Origin of the sequence: Microbacterium sp. cf046 (assembly GCF_900114345.1) — a bacterium.
GTDB lineage: Bacteria > Actinomycetota > Actinomycetes > Actinomycetales > Microbacteriaceae > Microbacterium.
On sequence record NZ_FOZJ01000001.1, the window covers coordinates 944,561 to 963,532 of the forward strand.

General features: G+C 70.8%; 14 protein-coding genes. 5 read left to right on the forward strand and 9 right to left on the reverse strand.

Annotated elements, in window-relative coordinates:
- Positions 1-11: 11 nt before the first annotated feature.
- The 4 genes from BM349_RS04365 to BM349_RS04380 all read right to left on the reverse strand — a co-directional run bounded on the left by BM349_RS04365 (position 12) and on the right by BM349_RS04380 (position 7,136).
- Positions 12-1,163: an ABC transporter ATP-binding protein gene (locus BM349_RS04365; protein ID WP_091703427.1), complete on the reverse strand. Its 1,152-nt coding sequence runs from the start codon at positions 1,161-1,163 to the stop codon at positions 12-14.
- Positions 1,164-1,390: 227 nt separating this feature from the next.
- Positions 1,391-2,164: a DNA-formamidopyrimidine glycosylase family protein gene (locus BM349_RS04370; RefSeq protein WP_091703431.1), complete on the reverse strand. Its 774-nt coding sequence runs from the start codon at positions 2,162-2,164 to the stop codon at positions 1,391-1,393.
- Positions 2,157-6,905: an ATP-dependent helicase gene (locus BM349_RS04375; protein WP_091703434.1), complete on the reverse strand. Its 4,749-nt coding sequence runs from the start codon at positions 6,903-6,905 to the stop codon at positions 2,157-2,159. Before BM349_RS04375 ends, BM349_RS04370 begins: the two co-directional genes overlap by 8 nt.
- Before the next feature lie 48 nt (positions 6,906-6,953).
- Positions 6,954-7,136, reverse strand: a complete 183-nt coding sequence (locus BM349_RS04380; protein ID WP_091703437.1) for a PspC domain-containing protein — start codon at positions 7,134-7,136, stop codon at positions 6,954-6,956.
- A gap of 170 nt (positions 7,137-7,306) precedes the next feature.
- Here BM349_RS04380 and BM349_RS04385 point away from each other — a divergent pair, with 170 nt between their 5' ends.
- Positions 7,307-8,320, forward strand: a complete 1,014-nt coding sequence (locus BM349_RS04385; RefSeq protein WP_091703441.1) for a hypothetical protein — start codon at positions 7,307-7,309, stop codon at positions 8,318-8,320.
- A gap of 16 nt (positions 8,321-8,336) precedes the next feature.
- Here the strand turns inward: BM349_RS04385 and BM349_RS04390 are convergent, their stop codons facing one another.
- Both BM349_RS04390 and BM349_RS04395 read right to left on the reverse strand, forming a co-directional pair.
- Entirely contained in the window at positions 8,337-9,932 is a 1,596-nt protein-coding gene (locus BM349_RS04390; protein ID WP_091703445.1) for an ABC-F family ATP-binding cassette domain-containing protein, read from the reverse strand.
- A gap of 224 nt (positions 9,933-10,156) precedes the next feature.
- Entirely contained in the window at positions 10,157-10,864 is a 708-nt protein-coding gene (locus tag BM349_RS04395; protein ID WP_091703450.1) for an alpha/beta hydrolase, read from the reverse strand.
- A 66-nt stretch (positions 10,865-10,930) separates the two neighbouring features.
- Between BM349_RS04395 and BM349_RS04400 the strand changes: the two genes are divergently transcribed.
- Positions 10,931-11,599 (forward strand): NUDIX hydrolase family protein, encoded by a 669-nt coding sequence (locus tag BM349_RS04400; RefSeq protein ID WP_091703453.1) that lies wholly within the window; start codon positions 10,931-10,933, stop codon positions 11,597-11,599.
- Between the two features lie 224 nt (positions 11,600-11,823).
- On the forward strand, positions 11,824-13,227 hold the full coding sequence (locus BM349_RS04405; RefSeq protein WP_139230879.1) for a DivIVA domain-containing protein: 1,404 nt from the start codon (positions 11,824-11,826) through the stop codon (positions 13,225-13,227).
- Positions 13,228-13,244: 17 nt separating this feature from the next.
- Here BM349_RS04405 and BM349_RS04410 read toward each other — a convergent pair whose 3' ends face one another.
- Positions 13,245-14,321, reverse strand: a complete 1,077-nt coding sequence (locus tag BM349_RS04410) for a threonine aldolase family protein (protein ID WP_091703456.1) — start codon at positions 14,319-14,321, stop codon at positions 13,245-13,247.
- 208 nt (positions 14,322-14,529) lie between these two features.
- Here BM349_RS04410 and BM349_RS04415 point away from each other — a divergent pair, with 208 nt between their 5' ends.
- Together BM349_RS04415 and BM349_RS04420 are read left to right on the forward strand one after the other, a co-directional pair.
- Positions 14,530-15,861, forward strand: a complete 1,332-nt coding sequence (locus BM349_RS04415; RefSeq protein ID WP_091704938.1) for an MFS transporter — start codon at positions 14,530-14,532, stop codon at positions 15,859-15,861.
- Positions 15,862-15,870: 9 nt separating this feature from the next.
- A complete protein-coding gene (locus tag BM349_RS04420; RefSeq protein ID WP_091703459.1) occupies positions 15,871-17,271 on the forward strand; it encodes an FAD-binding oxidoreductase in 1,401 nt (466 codons plus the stop codon).
- Positions 17,272-17,289: 18 nt separating this feature from the next.
- Here BM349_RS04420 and BM349_RS04425 read toward each other — a convergent pair whose 3' ends face one another.
- Positions 17,290-18,099: an alpha/beta fold hydrolase gene (locus BM349_RS04425; protein WP_091703462.1), complete on the reverse strand. Its 810-nt coding sequence runs from the start codon at positions 18,097-18,099 to the stop codon at positions 17,290-17,292.
- 7 nt (positions 18,100-18,106) lie between these two features.
- Positions 18,107-18,907: a DUF1206 domain-containing protein gene (locus BM349_RS04430; RefSeq protein WP_091703465.1), complete on the reverse strand. Its 801-nt coding sequence runs from the start codon at positions 18,905-18,907 to the stop codon at positions 18,107-18,109.
- Positions 18,908-18,972: the final 65 nt, after the last annotated feature.

Here is an 18,972-nt window from a genome sequence, read left to right on the forward strand (position 1 = left end):
GTGCGGGTCTCTCAGACGGTCGGCGGGGCGACGTAGCCTCCGGCGGTCGCCGCGTCGTCGGCCGGGAAGAGGAGCACGTCGCCGGGAGCCCACGAGCACACGACGGCGTCGTCCATGGCCAGCGCGGGCGCCTCCGGCGTCGGTCGCCTCGCGATCAGGCTCTGGTCCTCGCCGATGCTGACGAGGTACTGCATCGTCTCGCCGAGGTGCGAGACGCCGATCACGCGGCCGCGGACCGCGTTCACATCCGGGAGCGCGGCGTCGGCATCCCGTGCGATCCTGACGAACTCGGGGCGCACGGCGGCCTGACCGGCCTGGCCGTCGACGAGGGATGCCGCGCCGCCGCGCACCCGCACATGCGGGGACTCGATCTCGGCGCCGTCGCCCGCGACCGCACCCCGGAAGAAGTTCTGCTGACCGACGAATGCCGCCACGTACGCCGAGGCGGGCCGCGCGTAGACCGTGTCGGCGTCGGCGAGCTGCTCGATGCGACCCGATCGCATGATCGCGATGCGATCGCTCATCGAGAGCGCCTCGCCCTGGTCGTGCGTGACGAAGACGAAGGTGATGCCCAGGCGCGACTGCAGCAGCTTGAGCTCGAGCTGCATCTCCTCCCGCAGCTGGCGGTCCAGGGCGCCGAGCGGCTCGTCGAGCAGGAGCACCGCCGGCCGGTTCACCAGCGCGCGGGAGAGGGCGACGCGCTGCTGCTGGCCGCCGGAGAGCTGGGTGGGCTTGCGGTCCGCGAAATGACGCATCTGCACGTGGTCGAGTGCCTGCGAGACGCGCTCGCGGACCTCGGATTTCGGAGTGCGCCGCTGCTGCAGTCCATACGCGACGTTCTCGGCGACCGACAGGTGGGGGAAGAGCGCGTACGCCTGGAACACCGTGTTGACATCGCGGCGGTACGGGGGCTCTGCGAGCACCGATCGACCGGAGATGAGGATGTCCCCGGCATCCGGTCGTTCGAAGCCCGCGATCATGCGCAGCGTGGTGGTCTTGCCGCAGCCGGACGGTCCGAGCAGGGAGATGAACTCACCCGGTTGGATCGTGAGGGACAGGTCGTCGACGGCGGACTGATCGCCGTAACGCTTGGTGATCCCGTCGAGGATCACACTTCCGCGCTCGTCGATGCGGGATGAGGGCGTGATCGCGGGGATTGCCATCTCTGGCGCCACTGTCGATTCGGTCACGTCGCGGGTGCCTCCACGTCTCGCATCACACCGGCCCCGCCGCGCGTCGATGCGCGGGGGATGTCCGGTCATTCAATACGTCGCGCTGACCGCGTGCAATGGCCGCATCGGCGAAACCGGACGATCCGAGGCGCCATCGTGGCGAGCCTGACAGATCGTCCGGGCGGGTGCCCGGCGCACTGCGGCGAGGGGTCGGCGGGTCAGGTCTGACAGGCGGGACACCAGAACGTGTTGCGCTCGCGGGTCGGGTCGGCGCCGAGCGACCCGGCGCGGATCTGTGTGCCGCACCGGCGGCACGGCCGGTTCTCCCGACGGTAGACCCAGGTCGAACGACCGGGCCGATCGTCGCCCGTGAAGGTGCGCCCCGAGCGGTCCCGGTTGGCCCGGATCATCCTGGCACCGAGATCGATGATCGCCGCCGCGTCCGTCTGCGTCGCAGGAGTCGTCGGCAGGATGCCGCGCACGAACAGGATCTCGTTCGCGTACTCGTTGCCGAACCCGGCGACATTGCGCTGGTCGAGGAGGGCGACGTGCACGGCACGGTCATCGGCGGCGAGCCGCCGCGCGGCCTCGGCAGGATCCCATGCGTCCGACAGGGGGTCGGGACCGAGGTGGCCGACGAGCTGCGCCTCGTCGCGGGTCGGTACGACGGCGATGTCCGCCAGGTCGAAGCCGACTGTGTCCCACTCCGCGTTGCCGACGATCGCACGCGCCCTGAAGCCGGGCTGGCGCCATCGTCCGCCTCGCGGGTAGACGTGCCACTCGCCCTCCATCTTCAGGTGGGAGTGCAGCGTCCACTCGCCGATTCGGTGCAGCAGATGCTTGCCCCGCGCGACGACATCGTGGACGACCATGCCGCGCAGATCGACGGTCGCGACCTGCGGAACGCGCAGCTCGAACCAGGTCACCTCTTCGCCGGCGAGCGCGTCGTTCAGCCGCTTCGCCGCACGGTGGACGGTGTCGCCCTCAGGCACGCGCCGACTCCCGGAGGGCGTCACCCGCCGTGGCGCGGCGCAGCGTGAGCCCGCGGGGCGACTCGACGAAGCCGGCGTCGCGAAGCGCCCGCCCCACCGCGGTCCCGTAGACGAACGCTCCGTTCACCTGCTCTATCGTGAGCGTCGCGAGCCGACGTGCGCGCGCGGTCGCGACGAGCTCGCGCGCGGCGGCGGCCAGAACGTCCTCGTCGTCCGTGAATGCGAGCGCGGACTTGCCGCCGCGTTCGAGGTACAGCGCGAGTTCGCCGTCGACGATCGCCACGAGTCCGCCTGCCTTGCGCCCGGGGCGGTGCGTGACACCCTCCAACGCCGGCCACGGCAGCGCCGCGCCGTACGGGTTCGCCGGATCGGTGGCTGCCAGCAAGAACGTGCGCAGCGGGGGAGGGTCGGCGAGTCCGGCGAATTCGCGCAGGCGGTCGACGGTGGCGGATGCCGCGAACTGCGCGGCTCCGAGCTTCTCGATCACGTATCCGCGACGGCAGTGGCCGGCCTGCTCGAACCCCGCGAGCACGCGGTACGCCTGGGCGAAGCCGCCCGGCATCCCTTCCGCCTGCACGGATCCGCGGGTGACGACGCCGTAGCGATCGAGCAGGAGGCTCGCCGCGGCGGTCGCACGCAGCGCCGGGTCGGCCTCGGCAGGTGCGAGCAGCGACCAGCGGCCCCCGATGGACGGCGGTCGGGGCGGCGAACTCGCGCGTGGAATCGTCGCGCCCCGGTACATCCGGGCGCGAGGCGCCTTTCGTGCCGTCCGGTGGGCCTGCGAGCCGCCCCCGAGCAGCAGCCGCACGGGCGCGAACGTGTCGTTCGTGACGCGCCCCGCCCAGGTGAGGCTCCACAGCGCCTCGATCACCGACTGCTCGTTCTCGGCGCCGGCGAGCTGACGCAGCTGGGCGGCGAAATACGCGCCGCCGCTCTCCAGCGCTGCGACGAGGCGCTCCTCGAGCGAGCCCGGGATCAGCTCGTCTTCGGGCGGAAGGAGCGTGAGCGGCGCAGCATCCGCCGGGTGGAGCGCGATCCAGCCGTCCCGACCCGGGAGCGCGCCGTGACCGGACCAGATGACCTCTCCCGTGGCGGTGAGCTCGTCGAGCATTCCCGGCGTGTAGTCCGAGACGCGCGAGGGGAGCACGAGCGACTCCCAAGCGCTCGCCGGAATCGGCACGCCGGCAAGCTGCTCGATGACCGCGGCAACGCCGTCCAGACCCTCCAGCGGACGGGCCAGGTGCTGCCACACGGGCAGGAACCGGGCGAATGCCTCGGGCGGCACCGGCTCGACGCTCCCGCGGATCGCGGCGAGCGACCGCATCCGCAGTCGGCGCAGCACCTCGGTGTCGCACCACTCGGTCTCATCGGCGAGCGCGCCCGTCGCGGGCACCGGCAGGAAGAACCCGCTGGAGATGCGCCCCTGCGCTTCGAGGCGCTGGAGGGTGAGTCGTGCGACGGCGATGCCGACGCCGAGTCGCTCGGCGACCGACGTGCTCGTGAAGGGGCCGTGCGTGCGGGCGTATCTCGCGACCAGGTCGCCGAGCGGGTCGGCGAGCGGCTCGAGGAATGCGTTCGGGATGCCGACCGGCAGCGCTGCGCCGAGCGCGTCGCGCAGGCGGCCGGCGTCTTCGATCGCGGCGACCCGCGAGACTCCGCCGATCGTGACCGGAATCGCCCGCCGCGTCGCGATGAGCTCGTCGAGGTGTCCCGCTGCTTCGGCGACGGCATCCGTCTCGGTGGCCTCCAGGCGGCGCGAGACCTCGTCGGCGTCGAGGGGGCCGAGCATCCGCAGCAGGTCGGCGACGCCCTCGATGCCGCGGGCGCGCCGGTCGGGGTCGAGGCGCTGGGCCTCGCGCTCGAACTGCGCCATGATCTCCGGGTCGAGCAGCTCCCGCATCTCGACCTTGCCGAGCAGTTCGCTCAGCAGAGCCGGGTCGACCGACAGCGCGGCGGCCCGGCGCTCCGCGAGGGGAGAGTCGCCCTCGTACATGAACGCGCCGACGTAGCCGAACAGGAGGTCGCGCGCGAAGGGCGACGGCGAGGTGGTGGTCGTCTCGACGAGCCGGATGCTGCGATCGCCGATGCTGCGTGCGATGCGCAGCAGCGCGGGAACGTCGTACACGTCCTGCAGCACCTCGCGCAGCGTCTCGAGGATGATCGGGAACGTCGGGTAGCGGCGGGCGACCTCGAGCAGCTGGGCCGACCTCTGGCGCTGCTGCCACAGCGGCGAGCGGCGGTTCGGGTTCATGCGGGGCATCAGCAGTGCACGCGCGGCGCACTCTCTGAAGCGCGAGGCGAACAGCGCGGAGCCGCCGACCTCGTCGATCACGATCTGCTCGAGCTCGTCGGGCTCGAAGACGAACAGCTCAGCGCCCGGCGGCTCGGCCGTGGCGTCGGGGACACGCGCGATGATGCCGTCGTCGCTCGCGACGGCGGAGCCTTCGACGCCGAGACGCTCGCGGATGCGGGCGTTGACGGCGAGGGCCCACGGGCCGTGGACCTTCATGCCGTACGGGGAATGGAGGATCACCCGCCAGTCGCCGACCTCGTCGCGGCCGCGTTCGACGGTCAGCGCCTTGTCGGTCGGGAGCGTTCCGGTCGCTTCGCGCTGCTCGGCGAGATACGCGAGCAGATTCACGGACGCGTTCTCATCGAGTCCGGCCTCACGCAGGCGGTCCCGGGCCTTGTCGGGTGCGGCCGCCGACACCTCCCGCGAGAACCGGCCGAGCGCCTCGCCGAGTTCGGCCGGCCGGCCGAGTCCGTCGCCGTGCCAGAACGGCAGCTTCCCGGGCTGCCCGTACGCCGGGAGCACGTTCACCCGGTCGTGCGTGATCTCGACGATGCGCCAGCTCGTCGTGCCGAGGGTGAACACATCGTTCACCCGCGACTCGTAGACCATCTCCTCGTCCAGCTCTCCCACGCGCGCGTTCTGCGACTCACCCGCGACGAAGACGCCGAACAGCCCGCGGTCGGGGATCGTGCCGCCGCTGGTGACCGCGATCCGCTGCGCTCCGGGCCGGCCGGTGAGCGTCCCCTTGTCGCGATCCCACACCACACGGGGGCGCAGCTCCGCGAACTCGTCGGACGGGAACCGGCCGGCGAGCAGATCGAGCGTCGCCTCGTAGGCAGAACGGGGGAGCGTGCGGAACGGCGCGCTGCGCTTGACCGTCTCGAACCACCCCTCGACGTCGACGGGGCCGAGGGCTGATGCCGCCACCGTCTGCTGCGCGAGGATGTCGAGCGGATTCTGGGGGACCGTGATCGCCTCGATCTGGCCGGCCAGCATCCGCTCGGTCACGATCGCGGTGTGCAGCACGTCGCCGCGGTGCTTGGGGAACAGGGCCGCTCGGCTCACTTCGCCGACCTGGTGGCCGGCTCGCCCGATGCGCTGCAGTCCGGATGCCGCGCTCGGCGGCGCCTCGACCTGGATGACCAGGTCGACCGCTCCCATGTCGATGCCGAGCTCAAGGCTGCTGGTGGCCACGACGCACCGGAGCACACCCGATTTCAGCTCCTCCTCGACCTGCGCGCGCTGCTCCTTCGACACCGATCCGTGATGGGCCTTCGCGAGCACGGGGTCGGCGCCCGCGCTGATCCCCGCCTGCGCCATCATCCCGGCCGGGATCGCGGCGTCCGGAACTGCGAGGCCCAGCCTCTCCGCATAGATCTCGTTCAGCCGGCCGGTGAGCCGTTCTGCGAGGCGGCGCGAGTTGGAGAACACGATGGTCGAGCGGTGCTGCAGGACGCGGTCGACGATCGCCTCTTCGACGTGCGGCCAGAGCGACCCCGTCATCTCGGTCTCACCCGCGCTGGTGGCCGTGCGGCCGGAGCTCCCGTCGGCGAACCAGTCCTCATCGATCGGCTCCGGTGCTGCCGCATCGGTCCGCGCGGCGTCGGGACCCGGGTCGGCACCCGGCGGAGGCGGCGGATTGAGCATGTCGTCGACGGGGACCACGACCTTCAGGTCGAAGGTCTTCGTCGCGCGTGGCGCGACGATCTCCACGGGTGCGGATCCGCCGAGGAACCGGGCGACTTCGTCGATGGGCCGCACCGTGGCGGACAGGCCGATGCGCTGAGCGGGCGCGTCCAGCAGCGCGTCGAGCCGCTCGAGGCTCACCGCCAGGTGCGCGCCGCGCTTGGTGGCCGCGACCGCGTGCACCTCGTCGACGATCACGGTGTGGACGCCGCGCAGGGTCTCGCCGGCCTGGCTCGTGAGCATCAGGTACAGCGACTCGGGGGTGGTGATGAGGATGTCGGGAGGAGCGGTGACGAGCTTGCGCCGGTCGGACGAGGTCGTGTCGCCGGAGCGCACGCCGACGGTGACCCCGGGCACGGTGATGCCGAGCCGCCTCGCCGACTGCCCGATCCCGACGAGGGGCGAGCGCAGGTTGCGCTCCACGTCGACGCCGAGCGCCTTCAGCGGCGAGATGTAGAGGATGCGTGTACGAGTCGAAGGGTCTTTGCGATCTCGCGGCGAACGCGGTACGGCCGAGGTGCGGTCGCGCGGTCCCTGAGCAGGCGGCGGAGCCGCCGTATCGAAGGGGTCATGGAAGACGCGATCGATCGCCCAGAGGAACGCGGACAGCGTCTTGCCCGAACCGGTGGGCGCGACCACGAGTGCGTGCCGGCCGTGCGAGATCGCGTCCCATGCGCCGAGCTGCGCGGGGGTCGGTGCCGCGAAGGCGCCGCGGAACCAGTCCTGCGTGGCAGGACCGAACCGCTCGAGCACGTCGCCCATCCGTCCATCTTCCCCGGTGGAGGGGACATTCGGGCGAGGAGCCGTGGATCAGGATTCCGAGGGCATGAGGATCCACAGCACGACGTAGACCCAGATCGAGAAGCCGAAGAAGACGGTGCCGGCGACCGCGAGGATGCGCACGGGCGTCACACTGACGCCGAAGCGGTCTGCGAGACCCCGGCACACGCCGGCGATCAGGCGACCCTGATGGGGACGCGCGAGTTGACCCATGCCGCCATCATGACGCCCCGCAGGCGTCGACGCCAGAGGGCGCCCGTCAGCGTCTGCGGGTCGCGCCTGCCGGTCGTCATCCGATCGTTGTACTGCGCGCCCTGCGCGTCGCCCCGCGTGAAATACCCTCAGTGCATCGGCGCAGATCGCCGCCTACGACAGGACTCACGATGCCCCGCCGCACGGCAGCCATCGCGCTCGCGCTGCTCCTGACGGTCGCGCTCACGGCGTGCACGTCCCCCTCAGCGCCGGAGTCGACCCCGGCCCCGACTCCTCCGGCGACGCCTACGCCCGCGCCCGCATCGGAGACCGTGCTGCTCGATCCGGGATCCCGACCGCCGTCGGTGTTCGGCGGGGACTGCGAGGCAGCAGTCCCGGCCGGGGTGATCGCCGAGGCGACAGGGCTGCCCGTCACCGAAGTCACGCGGCGCGATCCGCTGTGGACGCGCGCGATCGACAACGTCGGCGGTCTGGTCTGCGAGTGGCACATCGGCGGCGCAGAGGGAAGTGTCAGCATCCTTCCCGTCGAATCGCTGGATGGCGCGGAATTGGCAGCAGCATCGTATGAGGACTACTTCGTCGAGTGCGGCTGGACGTGCGCGTGGGTGGTGGAGTCGGACGAGCTGTGGATCTCGGGCTATCAGTCCGATCTTCCTGAACGAGGGCGGGCGGAGGCCGATCGGATCGGTGCCCGGATCGGGGCGGACATCGCCGCGCGCGTGAGCGCGGCCGGTCTGGACTGGCAGTCGGATCGGGCGCAGTGGTGGTCCACCCGGGAATGCTCGTCGGTGGCATCGGCTGTGGGCGCGACCCTGGGTGCGACCCTCACCGGCGAGCCGATCGGGTATCACGACCCGCCGCTGCCTGCGACCCTCGTCGCGGACACCGCCTCTCGCCGCACGTGGTGCCTGCTCGCGCAGGGTGGAGCCACGATCGCCCTCGTCGTCTTCGAATCGGGCGTGGCCTGGGACGTGCCGTGGGGCGGCGATGCCGAGCGGCTGGACCTCGGTGTCCCCGGCGTGACGGCGTACTCGGTGGGCGCCGGTGGATACCTCGGAGGACCCGACTACGAGTTCACCGATGGCGTCAACTCACTCTCTCTCGAGGTCGCGCCGGATGCCCCCTGGTCGCCGGATGAGCTCGCGTCGATCATGGCGGAGCTCACCGCGTCCGATGTGAGCTGATCCGACCGGACCCGGCTCAGCGCTCGGTCAACGTCGCGTCCGATCCCAGCTCGATGCGCAGGTCGATGCCGAGCCTGGCCAGGAACGCATCGTCGTGGCTGACGACCAGCACGGCACCGCGATAGGCCGCGAGCGCCTCGACGAACCGGTCGACGGTGTCGATGTCGAGGTTGTTCGTCGGCTCGTCGAGCACGAGCAGCTGCGGCGGGGGATCGGCCAGCAGCAGCCGGGCCAGCGCCACCCGGAACCGCTCGCCGCCCGACAGCGTCGAGACCTGTCGATCCACGGCGCTGCCGCGGATCAGGAAGCGCGCGAGCCGGTTGCGCAGCTCCCGGTCGGGAACGGTGGATGCCGCCTCCCGCACGTTCTCGAGCACCGACGCCGTTTCATCCAGACCGTCGACCCGCTGCGGCAGATACCCGATGCGGTCGGTGTGGCGGTGACTCGTCAGTCCGCCGCCGTTCGCGCCGAAGATCAGCGCTTCGAGCAGCGTCGTCTTGCCGACGCCGTTCGCGCCGACCAGCGCGACACGCTCCGGACCCTGGATCGTCCACATGCGCGCGCCGTCGCCGATCGTCGCGATGCGGCGACCGGACGGGACATCGGGATCCGGCAGGTCGATCCGGATCGCGTCGTCGTCGCGGACTCGACGCTCCGCGGCATCGTGCGCGGCCCGGGCGGTGTTCTCGCGGTCGCGCATCTCGGTGCGCATCTTGCCGGCCGACACCTGCGCCGAGCGCTTGCGGGCGCCCGCGATGATCCCGGGAACGCGCTTCTCGATCTGGGCCTTGTGGCCCATCGCCCTGCGCTTGGAGATCTTGGTCTCGGCCTCGATGCGGTCGCGCTTCTCGCGCCTGACGACCTGCGCCGCGGTGCGCTCCGCCTGCCGGGCGGCGTCCTGCTCCGACTCCAGCCGCTCCCGCCACTGCGAGTACGGGCCGCCGAACACCGACAGCTCGTTCCCGTAGAGCTCGGCAGTGTCCTCCATCAGCTCCAGCAGCGCGAGGTCGTGGCTGACGACCACCAGGGCGCCTCGCCAGCCTCGGACCATGTCGGCGAGACGGGTGCGCGCGTCGCGGTCGAGGTTGTTCGTCGGCTCGTCCAGGAGCGTGATGCCCGCATCGAGCAGCCGGATGCCGGCGATCGCCGTCAGCACCGCCTCGCCGCCCGACAGTTCGCCGATGCGGCGGTCGAGCATCTCAGGGCGCAGGCCGGCATCGGCCAGCGCCGCGTGGGACCGCGCCTCGATGTCCCAGTCGTCGCCCACGGCGTCGAAGTGTCGAGGGTCGACGTCGCCGGATTCGATCGCCCGCAGCGCGGCCAGCGGTGCTGCCACGCCCAGCAGCTCGGCGACGGTTCGCCGGACGTCGAGCGTCAGCCTCTGCGGCAGATACGCGACGGGCGCGGTCGTGTTCACCTGGCCGACGGTCGGGACGAGCTCGCCCGCGATCAGCCGCAGCAGCGTCGACTTGCCGGACCCGTTGCGGCCGATGAGCCCGGTGCGGCCGACGCCGAACGCGCCGGAGATCTCGCTCAGGGCGAGGGAGCCGTCCGGCCATGCGTACGAGACGCGGTCCAGGACGACGGATGCAGTGGTGGTGTGAGCAGGCATGGGGCCTCCTTGTGTCAGGCCTGAGTCTCAGGGATGCACTGACACCGGTACCCCGGGTCGATCGGATCAGATCGACGGGGCGCTGCTCACCATGGTGTGGAGGGGGAGCGTCGACGGGTCAGCGCGCGGATGCGGGCGCGGAAGCGTCGATCATTCTCACCGGAGGATCCTCACGTTGCGGACAAGGAACTCCAGGATAGCGGATGCCGCGGCAGCGGCGTCGGTCAGTTCTCCGGCGCGAGTCTCTCGAGCTGCTTCTCGAGGAAGATGCGCACATCGGCCAGCTCCTGTTCGGAGACGCTGTGCGTGAGCCCCTGATAGACCCGGCCGCTGAGCTCCGCGTGCTCGGGCAGCCACGTGACGGTGTGCTCGACGAGGAAGGTCGGGATCACGTCGTCACGAGTGCCGCGGCCCCAGAACACCGGTGGGCGACGGTCCGCCAGCTCCGCGTCGCCGGCCACGGTTCCCGGCGTCGCATAGCCGCTGAGATTCACGGCGAAAGAGAAGCGTCGGGGTTGCAGCCGCATCGCCTGCAGCGCCACGGCGGCTCCCTGAGAGAAGCCGAGGAGCCCGACGACCGCGCCGGCCGCGACCACGTCCAGCCAGTCGATGAGCTGGGACGCCGCGCGGGTCACATGGCTCGCATCGCTCCCGTCGAGCCCTCCTGACTGGGGCTCCGCCCCAGACCCCCGGCTTGCTGACGCGCGCCCGATCGGATACCAGGAGAACCCCGGAGCCGGGAACGGCGGCGCGAGCGGCGCCCGCACGGCGGCCACGACGAACTCGGACGGCAGGTACGGCACCAGTCCGAACAGGTCGCGCTCGTCGGCGCCGTACCCGTGCAGCAGGACGAGCAGTGGGCGATCGCCGCGGTCGGCGGCCTCGGCGGACCACAGCACTGCGGCATGGTCGAGCGCGGGATTCTCTGCCATGGCCCCATCCTCCCAGCCGCCGCCGACCTGCGGGCATGCGCGGTGCGCCTGGGGTATACAGGAGGCATGGCTGTCCGAACCCCCGATCCCGACCCCAACGAGCGCGACGACAGCGGCACGCCGCAGGATCCGCTCGACGGCATCGGTGCGTCGTTCGGGGGCCGGGGCCACCCGCTCGGCGACGGCTCGTTCGGCTCGCCGACGCCGGGCAGCGCGACGAACCCCGGGTGGCTGACCGACATCGAGCTCGCCGAAGTGCGTCGACGGATGCCGATCCTCTACGTCGAGGCGGTGCCGGTGCGCACGGACGGGGTCGGTGCGGTCACGGAGGTCGGCATCCTGTTGCGCGCCACGCCCCTGGGTGAGATGACCAGGACGATCGTGAGTGGCCGGGTGCGGTACGGAGAGACGGTGCGGGACGCGCTGTTCCGCCACCTCGAGAACGACCTCGGCCCGATGGCCTTCCCCCTGCTCCCGCCGCAGCCGGTGCCGTTCACCGTCGCGGAGTACTTCCCGATGCCGGGCGTGTCCGCCTTCCACGACGACCGGCAGCATGCGGTGTCGCTCGCGTTCGTGGTTCCGGTGACCGGCACCTGCCAGCCGCGTCAGGATGCGCTCGAGGTCACCTGGATGCCGCCGGCGGAGGCCGCGTCCGACGCCCTGTCCGCCGAGATGGAGGGCGGCCGCGGCAGCCTGATCCGTCTCGCGCTCGCGAGCGTCGGCGCGCTGCGCTGACCCTTGCTCGACTGAGAGCTCTCGCTCGTTCCGCGCACACAGGCGCGGGAGGTATTCTTCGTCCTACCCGACGTGCGTTTCCCTGCGCACACCCTGGTGCCGTCTGCAACGCGCCGAGATTCCTTCACCCGGCGACCGCGCGCGTCACCGGAACGAAGTGAGACATCCCGGCCGCGGAGCCGTCCGCGCGCCGACCCCCGCCAACATCCGAAGCGAGACCCTCGATGCCCGAAAACCCCCTCTCCTCACGCTCGAACTCCAGCGACGAGCCCACTCCGTTCGACCAGCTGATCGCGGTCTCGGGACACACACCGCGGGAGGCCGCATTCACGAGTGCGTTCCGCGGCTACGACAAGGACGAGGTGGATGCGGCGATCGCGGGACTCACCGCACGTGTGCGTGCCGAAGCCGAGCAGACCACGCAGCTGACCGAGCGCCACCGCCGGGTGCTCGCCCAGGGCCGCCAGGCCGTGGCGCGCCTCGAGGCCGAGCTCGAGACCGCGAAGTCGGAGTCGGCCGAGCGGGTGCAGGCCGAGGTCGATGCCGCCCAGGCGGAGACCCGTGAGACCCTCGGGCGGCTCGAGGCCGAGCTGGCAGCCGCCCAGGCCCGGGCGGCGAACGCCGAGCAGCAGACGCGCGGGCTCACCGAGGAGCTCGCCGGATCCGCCGACGGCACGCCCAGCCGCCACAAGTTCGAAGAAGTGCTTCGCGTCGCCGAGGACCAGGCGAGCGTGCTGCTTCGCAACGCGACCGATCAGGGCGACCGGCTGCTCAACGCCGCGCGCGAGGAGATCGACAATCGTCGCAAGGAGGCCAAGGCCGAAGCCGAGGCGATCGTCTCCCACGCCCAGCACGACGCGCAGCAGGCGCGGCTGCGCATCGACACCGAGCTGACCGCCCACCAGGCGCGCATCGAGCGCGAATCCGCGCACGCCGCCGAGAAGGTCGTGCAGGCCGAGCGCGAGGCTGCCGCCATCCGCACCGAGGCCGAGAAGGGCGCTGCGGCGCTGCGGTCGATGGGCGCGCGTGAGACGGAGCTGGCCCGTGCGGATGCCGAGGACGCCGTGCGCGAGCTCCGCGTGCGGGCGCTCGAGTTCGAGGCGTCGCTCACGCGGCGTCAGGACGACGCGCAGCAGGAGTTCCTCGTGCTGCACAACCAGGCGGTCGCCCACGCCGAGCGGATCACACAGGATGCGAACGAGCAGGTCGCAGCATCCCTCGAGCACGCGCAGCGCGTCGCGTCCAAGGCCGAGGACTTCGAGCGGCTGATGCGCGCGCAGGCGCACCAGATCGAGGCCGACGCGAACCTGCGCGCGAACGAGCAGCTGGATCGGGCCCGCGTGAAGGCCCAGCAGATCATGGACATGGTCACGATGCACTCCCAGTCGGTGCTGCGCGACGCCGAGGACCGCACCCGTCAGCTGCGCTGGCAGCAGCAGCAGCTGACGAGCTTCATGGCCGAGGTCTCCGACCTGATCCGTCCGGAGACCGCCTTCGATGCGTCCGAGGCGGAGCCGGTCGAAGAGGCGGAGCGCATCGCCGAGCCTGCGGTGTCGCCGGAGGATGGCGAGCGCGGTGGCGAATCCGAGGCCGATCAGGCAGACGAACTGGAGCGCGTCGAGGGCTGAGCCCGAGCGCTCCTCGCTCAACGACCGAGGTGCGAAGTCTCCTTGGCGATCGCGGCGATGAACGCGTCGATGTCGTCCTCAGTGGTGTCGAAGCTGCACATCCAGCGCACCTCGTTCTTCGCGGCATCCCAGTCGTAGAAGCGGAACGACTCGCGCAGGCGGTCCGCGACGCCGTCGGGCAGGGTCGCGAAGACCCCGTTCGCCTGGGTCTGCTGCGTGAAGGCGACCCCGGTGATCGATCCGTCCGCGATCCCCGCCTCGACGCCGGCGCGCAGGCGGTGGGCCATCGCGTTCGAATGGGACGCGTTGCGCAGCCACAGGTCCCCCTCCAGCAGCGCGATGAGCTGCGCTGAGACGAACCGCATCTTCGAGGAGAGTTGCATGTTCAGCTTGCGCAGGAACGTCAGGCCGGCGGAAGCCTCCGGGTCGAGCACGACGATCGCCTCGCCGAGCATCGCGCCATTCTTCGTGCCGCCGAAGCTGAGCACGTCGACGCCGATATCGCGGGTGAACTCTCGCAGCGGCAGGCCGAGGGATGCCGCGGCGTTGGAGAGCCGGGCGCCGTCGAGGTGCAGCTTCATGCCGAGGGCGTGCGTGTGGTCGGCGATCGCGCGCAGCTCGTCGACCGAGTAGACCGTGCCGAGCTCGGTGGACTGCGTGACCGCCACCACGAGCGGCTGTGCGCGGTGCTCATCGCCCCAGCCCCAGGCTTCGCGGTCGATCAGCTCGGGCGTGAGCTTGCCGTCGTCGGTCGGCACGGTGAGCAGCTTGATGCCCGCCACGCGCTCGGGCGCACCACCCTCGTCGACGTTGATGTGCGCCGTGGATGCCGCGATCACCGCGCCCCAGCGGGGCAGCATCGACTGCAGCCCGACGACGTTCGCGCCGGTGCCGTTGAAGACCGGGAACGCCTCGACGCCGTCGCCGAAGTGATGGGCGAAGACCTCCTGGAGCCGCGCGGTGTAATCGTCCTCGCCGTACGCGACCTGATGTCCGTCATTGGCGGTGGCGATCGCCGCGAGCACCTCGGGGTGGATGCCGGAGTAGTTGTCGGAGGCGAAGCCGCGCAGGGCGGTGTCATGGAGCGGAGTCACAGTGTCAAGCCTACGGCCGGCGGGGATCGCTCCCGTCGGATGCGGACCGGCGGGCGCTTCCGGGGTTCCGGATGTCGGCACCGCTGGGTATCCTCGCGAAATGACCTCCCCCGGTGATCATTCGGGCGCGATCGCGGCTGACGGCGGCGGATCCACGGAGCAGCAGCATCCGGCGCCCTCCTCCGATGTCGTGCCACCCCCTGGTGGCATGCGCACGTTCATCCAGGTGCTCGTCAACACCGCCCTCGCGAACATCACCACGAGCTTTCTGTGGTTCGCGCTGACGTTCTGGGTCTACATCGAAACCCAGTCCGTTCTCGCCACGGGCATCATCGGCGGCGCCTACATGCTGTTCGTCGCGATCTTCTCGATGATCTTCGGCACGATCGTCGACCGCTACCGCAAGCACGTGGTGATGGTGCTCTCGAGCCTGGTGACGCTGACATCCTTCGTCATCGCGGGCGCGATCTACCTGGCCCACCCGGAGTCGGCGCTGCTGGACCTCGGCGGACCCTGGTTCTGGCTCTTCTCCGGGATCATCCTCTTCGGCGGCGTGATCGAGAACATGCGCAACATCGCGCTGTCCACAACCGTCACCCTGCTCGTGCCGGTCGAGCGCCACGCGAACGCGAACGGCATGGTGGGCACGGTGCAGGGCATCGCCTTCGCGGTGACCAGCGTGTTCAGCGGGCTGTCGATCGGCCTCCTGGGCATGGGCTGGACGCTCGCGATCGCGATCGCGTTCACTCTGCTCGCGCTGGTGCACATCGCCTTCATCCGCATCCCCGAAGACAAGCCGCGGCGCGACGCGGGTCGCCAGCCGATCGTGGACTTCCGCGGCAGCATCCGCGCGATCAGATCTGCACCCGGGCTCTTCGCGCTCATCATCTTCGCGACGTTCAACAACCTGATCGGCGGCGTCTACATGGCGCTCATGGACCCGTACGGTCTCACGCTCTTCCCGGTCGAATGGTGGGGCGTGGTGCTCGGCGTCGCATCGACGGGATTCATCATCGGCGGAATCGTGATCGCCGCGCGGGGCCTGGGCCGCAACCCGATCCGCACGATGCTGCTGGTGGTCGTCGCGATGGGCATCCTCGGTGCACTGTTCACGATCCGCGAGTGGTGGTGGCTCTACGCCGTCGGCATCTGGCTGTACATGGCGCTGGTGCCGGCGGTCGAGGCCGCGGAGCAGACGGTCATCCAGAAGGTCGTGCCGTTCCGAACGCAGGGGCGGGTGTTCGGCCTGGCCGCGGCGCTCGAGTCCGCCGCCGCGCCGATCACGGCGTTCCTGATCGCGCCGATCGCCCAGTTCTGGATCATCCCCTACATGAACTCGGATGCCGGGCAGGATGCCTGGGGCTGGCTGCTCGGCGACGGCGATGCGCGCGGCATCGCGCTCGTCTTCCTCGTGAGCGGACTGGTGATGGTCGTGGTCGCACTGCTCGCGTTCACCACCCGCAGCTACCGGACACTGTCCGAGGAGTACGAGCGGGCGCCCGAGCCGTCGGAGCCCGAAGAGGTCCAGGCGGGTGGCTAGAGTCGCCTCATGCCCGAAGATCCCGGCGTGGCCGTCGCCGATTCGCTGACCGCCGAGCTCCAGAAGATCCTGCGGCCGGATCAGGTCGTGGCAGACCCCGTCGACCGTGACGCGTATGCCCACGACGATGCCGAGTGGGCCGAGTACCGGCGACCGGCGGCCGTCGTGCTCGCCGAGACCACGCAGGACGTGGCTGCGGTCGTCCGGTTCGCCGCGTCACGGGGCGCCAACGTGGTCGCGCGCGGGGCCGGCACCGGCCTCTCCGGCGGAGCGAACGCCCTTCAGGACGCCATCGTGGTGTCGCTGGAGCGCATGACGCGCGTGATCGAGGTGAACGCCGCCGAACGCTACGTCGTCGCGGAGGCGGGGGTGATCAACGACGACCTGCGCGCTGCGGTCGCCGCGCACGGACTCTGGTACCCGCCCGACCCGGCGAGCTACCGGATCTCGACGATCGGCGGCAATGCCGCCACCAACGCGGGCGGCATCTGCTGCGTCAAGTACGGGGTCACCCGCGACTACGTGCTCGGCATGACGGTCGTCCTCGCCGACGGCGACGTGGTCAGGCTCGGACGCCGCACCGCCAAGGGCGCGACCGGCTACGACCTGACCGCGCTCATGGTCGGGTCGGAGGGCACGCTCGGCATCATCACCGAACTGACCCTGTCGCTGCTGCCGCTGGGCGGCCGTGAAGAGCGCGCAGTGGTGGGGTCGTTCGCCTCGCTCGAAGCCGCCGGAGTGGCCGTCGCGGCGATCACCGCGGCGGGCATCATCCCTTCCGCGCTGGAGCTCATCGACGAGATGTGCGTCCGCGCCGTCGACGAGTGGCAGGGGCTCGGCCTGCCGCAGGGCGTCGCGGCGCTCCTCCTGTCCACGGTCGACGAGCCGGGTGCGACCGGCGCGGCGGCCGCGGCATCCATCGCCCGTCACATGACCGATGCCGGTGCGCTCGCCGTCGACGAGGCCGTCGAGCCCGTCGAGATCGACCGCCTGTTCCTCGCACGGCGCCTGGCCTATCCGGCACTCGAACGGCTCGGGCCGGTGCTGACCGAGGACATCTGCGTGCCGCGCGCCGCCGTGCCCGCGATGCTGGGCCGGATCCGCGACACCGCGGCCGCGCACGACGTCGTGATCGCCACGATCGCGCACGCCGGTGACGGCAACCTGCACCCGCTGATCATCGCGCCGGAGGGGGATGCCGCGGCAAAAGCTCGTGCGAAACAGGCCTTCGACCGCATCGTCGAGGACTGCAGGGATCTCGGCGGGACGGTGACCGGCGAGCACGGTGTCGGGCTGCTGAAGCTGCCCGGCGCACGGGCAGAGCTCGGCGGGCGCGTGCTCGCGATGCACCGCGACATCAAGGCGGCACTCGACCCCCTCGGCACGCTCAATCCGGGCAAGGCGTTCTAGGCAGCCACGTCCGCCAGTTCAGCGCGCGAGCCAGCGCAGGAGCCCGGAAGTGAATGCCTTCGGCTGCTCGATGTTCGTCGCGTGACCCGCCTTCTCGACAATGGCGGACTCGCCGAGCGGTGCCAGTGCGGCTGATGCCGCCGCGTGCTCGCACGGCCAGAAGTCGCTCTCGCGACCCGCCACGAACAGGACCGGCACGTCGGTCGCGGAGATCGCAGGCCGCCAGTCCCGTCTGGCGTGATCGTTCAGCAACGCGAGTTCTGCGGTGGTGAACCCGGCTTTCGCCGCCTTGAGGTCCATCGCCTTGAGCAGCCGCGCCACCCGCACCGGCCCCTTCGACGCGAGGGAGTGGCGGCCCGGATCGGGGACGCCGGCCGCGAAGTACGTGTCGGCGTTCGATGCGTCATAGCCGTAGAAGCCGAACGCCCAGTCGTCAGAGTTGAGCATCTTCGGGGTTTGGTCGACGATCACGATGTCGCGGACGCCGGTGGCCCGGCCCGCGGCCAGCAGGGCCCACACGGAATTGCCGCCCATCGACTGGCCGACGACCGTCGCGTCCAGCAGGCCGAGGGCCTCGATCGCGTCCCCGATGTCGGCGCCGTGGCGGTCCATCGTGTGCGCGTCGTCCGGACCGATCTCAGAGTCGCCGTGGCCGCGACGGTCGAGGGCGATCACGCGGTACCCCGCGTTCTCGAGGTCGGCGAGCTGCGGCTTCCAGCTGGTGGCCGGTGCCTTGAACCCGGCGACCAGCAGCACCGGGCGCCCGGCGGGGTCGCCCGATTCGAGGTAGTTCAGGCGCACCCCATCCGAACTCGTGACGCTCGGCATTCGCCCCTCACATCCTCGCGTATCGGGCGCGGGCGAAGCAGAACAGGCCGTAGATGATGAGTCCGGCGCCGACGATCCAGAGGATGATCGGGCCGAATGGCAGCCCCGCCAGGGTGTGCAGGGCGGCGTCGAGCCCTCCGGCGGTCTCGGGGTCGTGTGTGACGGCCGCCACCACGAAGAGCGCGCCGGTCACCGCGATCGCGATCCCCTTCGCGACATAGCCGACCACACCGAAGGTCACGATCCCCTTGCCGGCAGGGTCGGGCGGAAGGTCGAGGTGCTTCTTGAAGGCACGCGTGAAGCCGCGCACGATGAATGCGATGCCGATCCCTGCGATCAGCAGACCGAACAGCACCAGGAGCACGACGCCACCCGGGGTCGCCAGCAGCTGAGCGCTGAACGAGGTCGAGGACTGCGACGAGTCCGACTGGCCGCCGAGCGCGTAGACGAGCGCCGTGATCGCGATGGCGATGTATGCGACCGCGGTCCCGACGAACTTGACGCGGTAGCCCCACTTCTTCTTCGTGTCGGGGTCGCGCTCGAGGAACGCTTCGGCGATCTGCCAGATCGCCAGCGCCGTGAGACCCAGGACGATCGCCCACAGCAGGAAGACCCCGGCAGGCGTCTTCTGGATCTGCTCCATCGCACCGCCCTGGTCGGCTTCACCTCCGCCTCCGGTTGCGACGGAGATCGCGATCACGCCGATGACGATGTGGAGGATGCCGAGCACGACGTAGCCGATTCGCGCGACGACGCGAAAGGGCGTGGAGTTCTGAGCCGCCTGTGCGGCGGCCTGCGGGGTTGTCATAGCCGAAGCGTAGCCACCCGGATCACCTGCCCGGAACGGCTTGACGCCGGGGCGCGCGTGTGTCT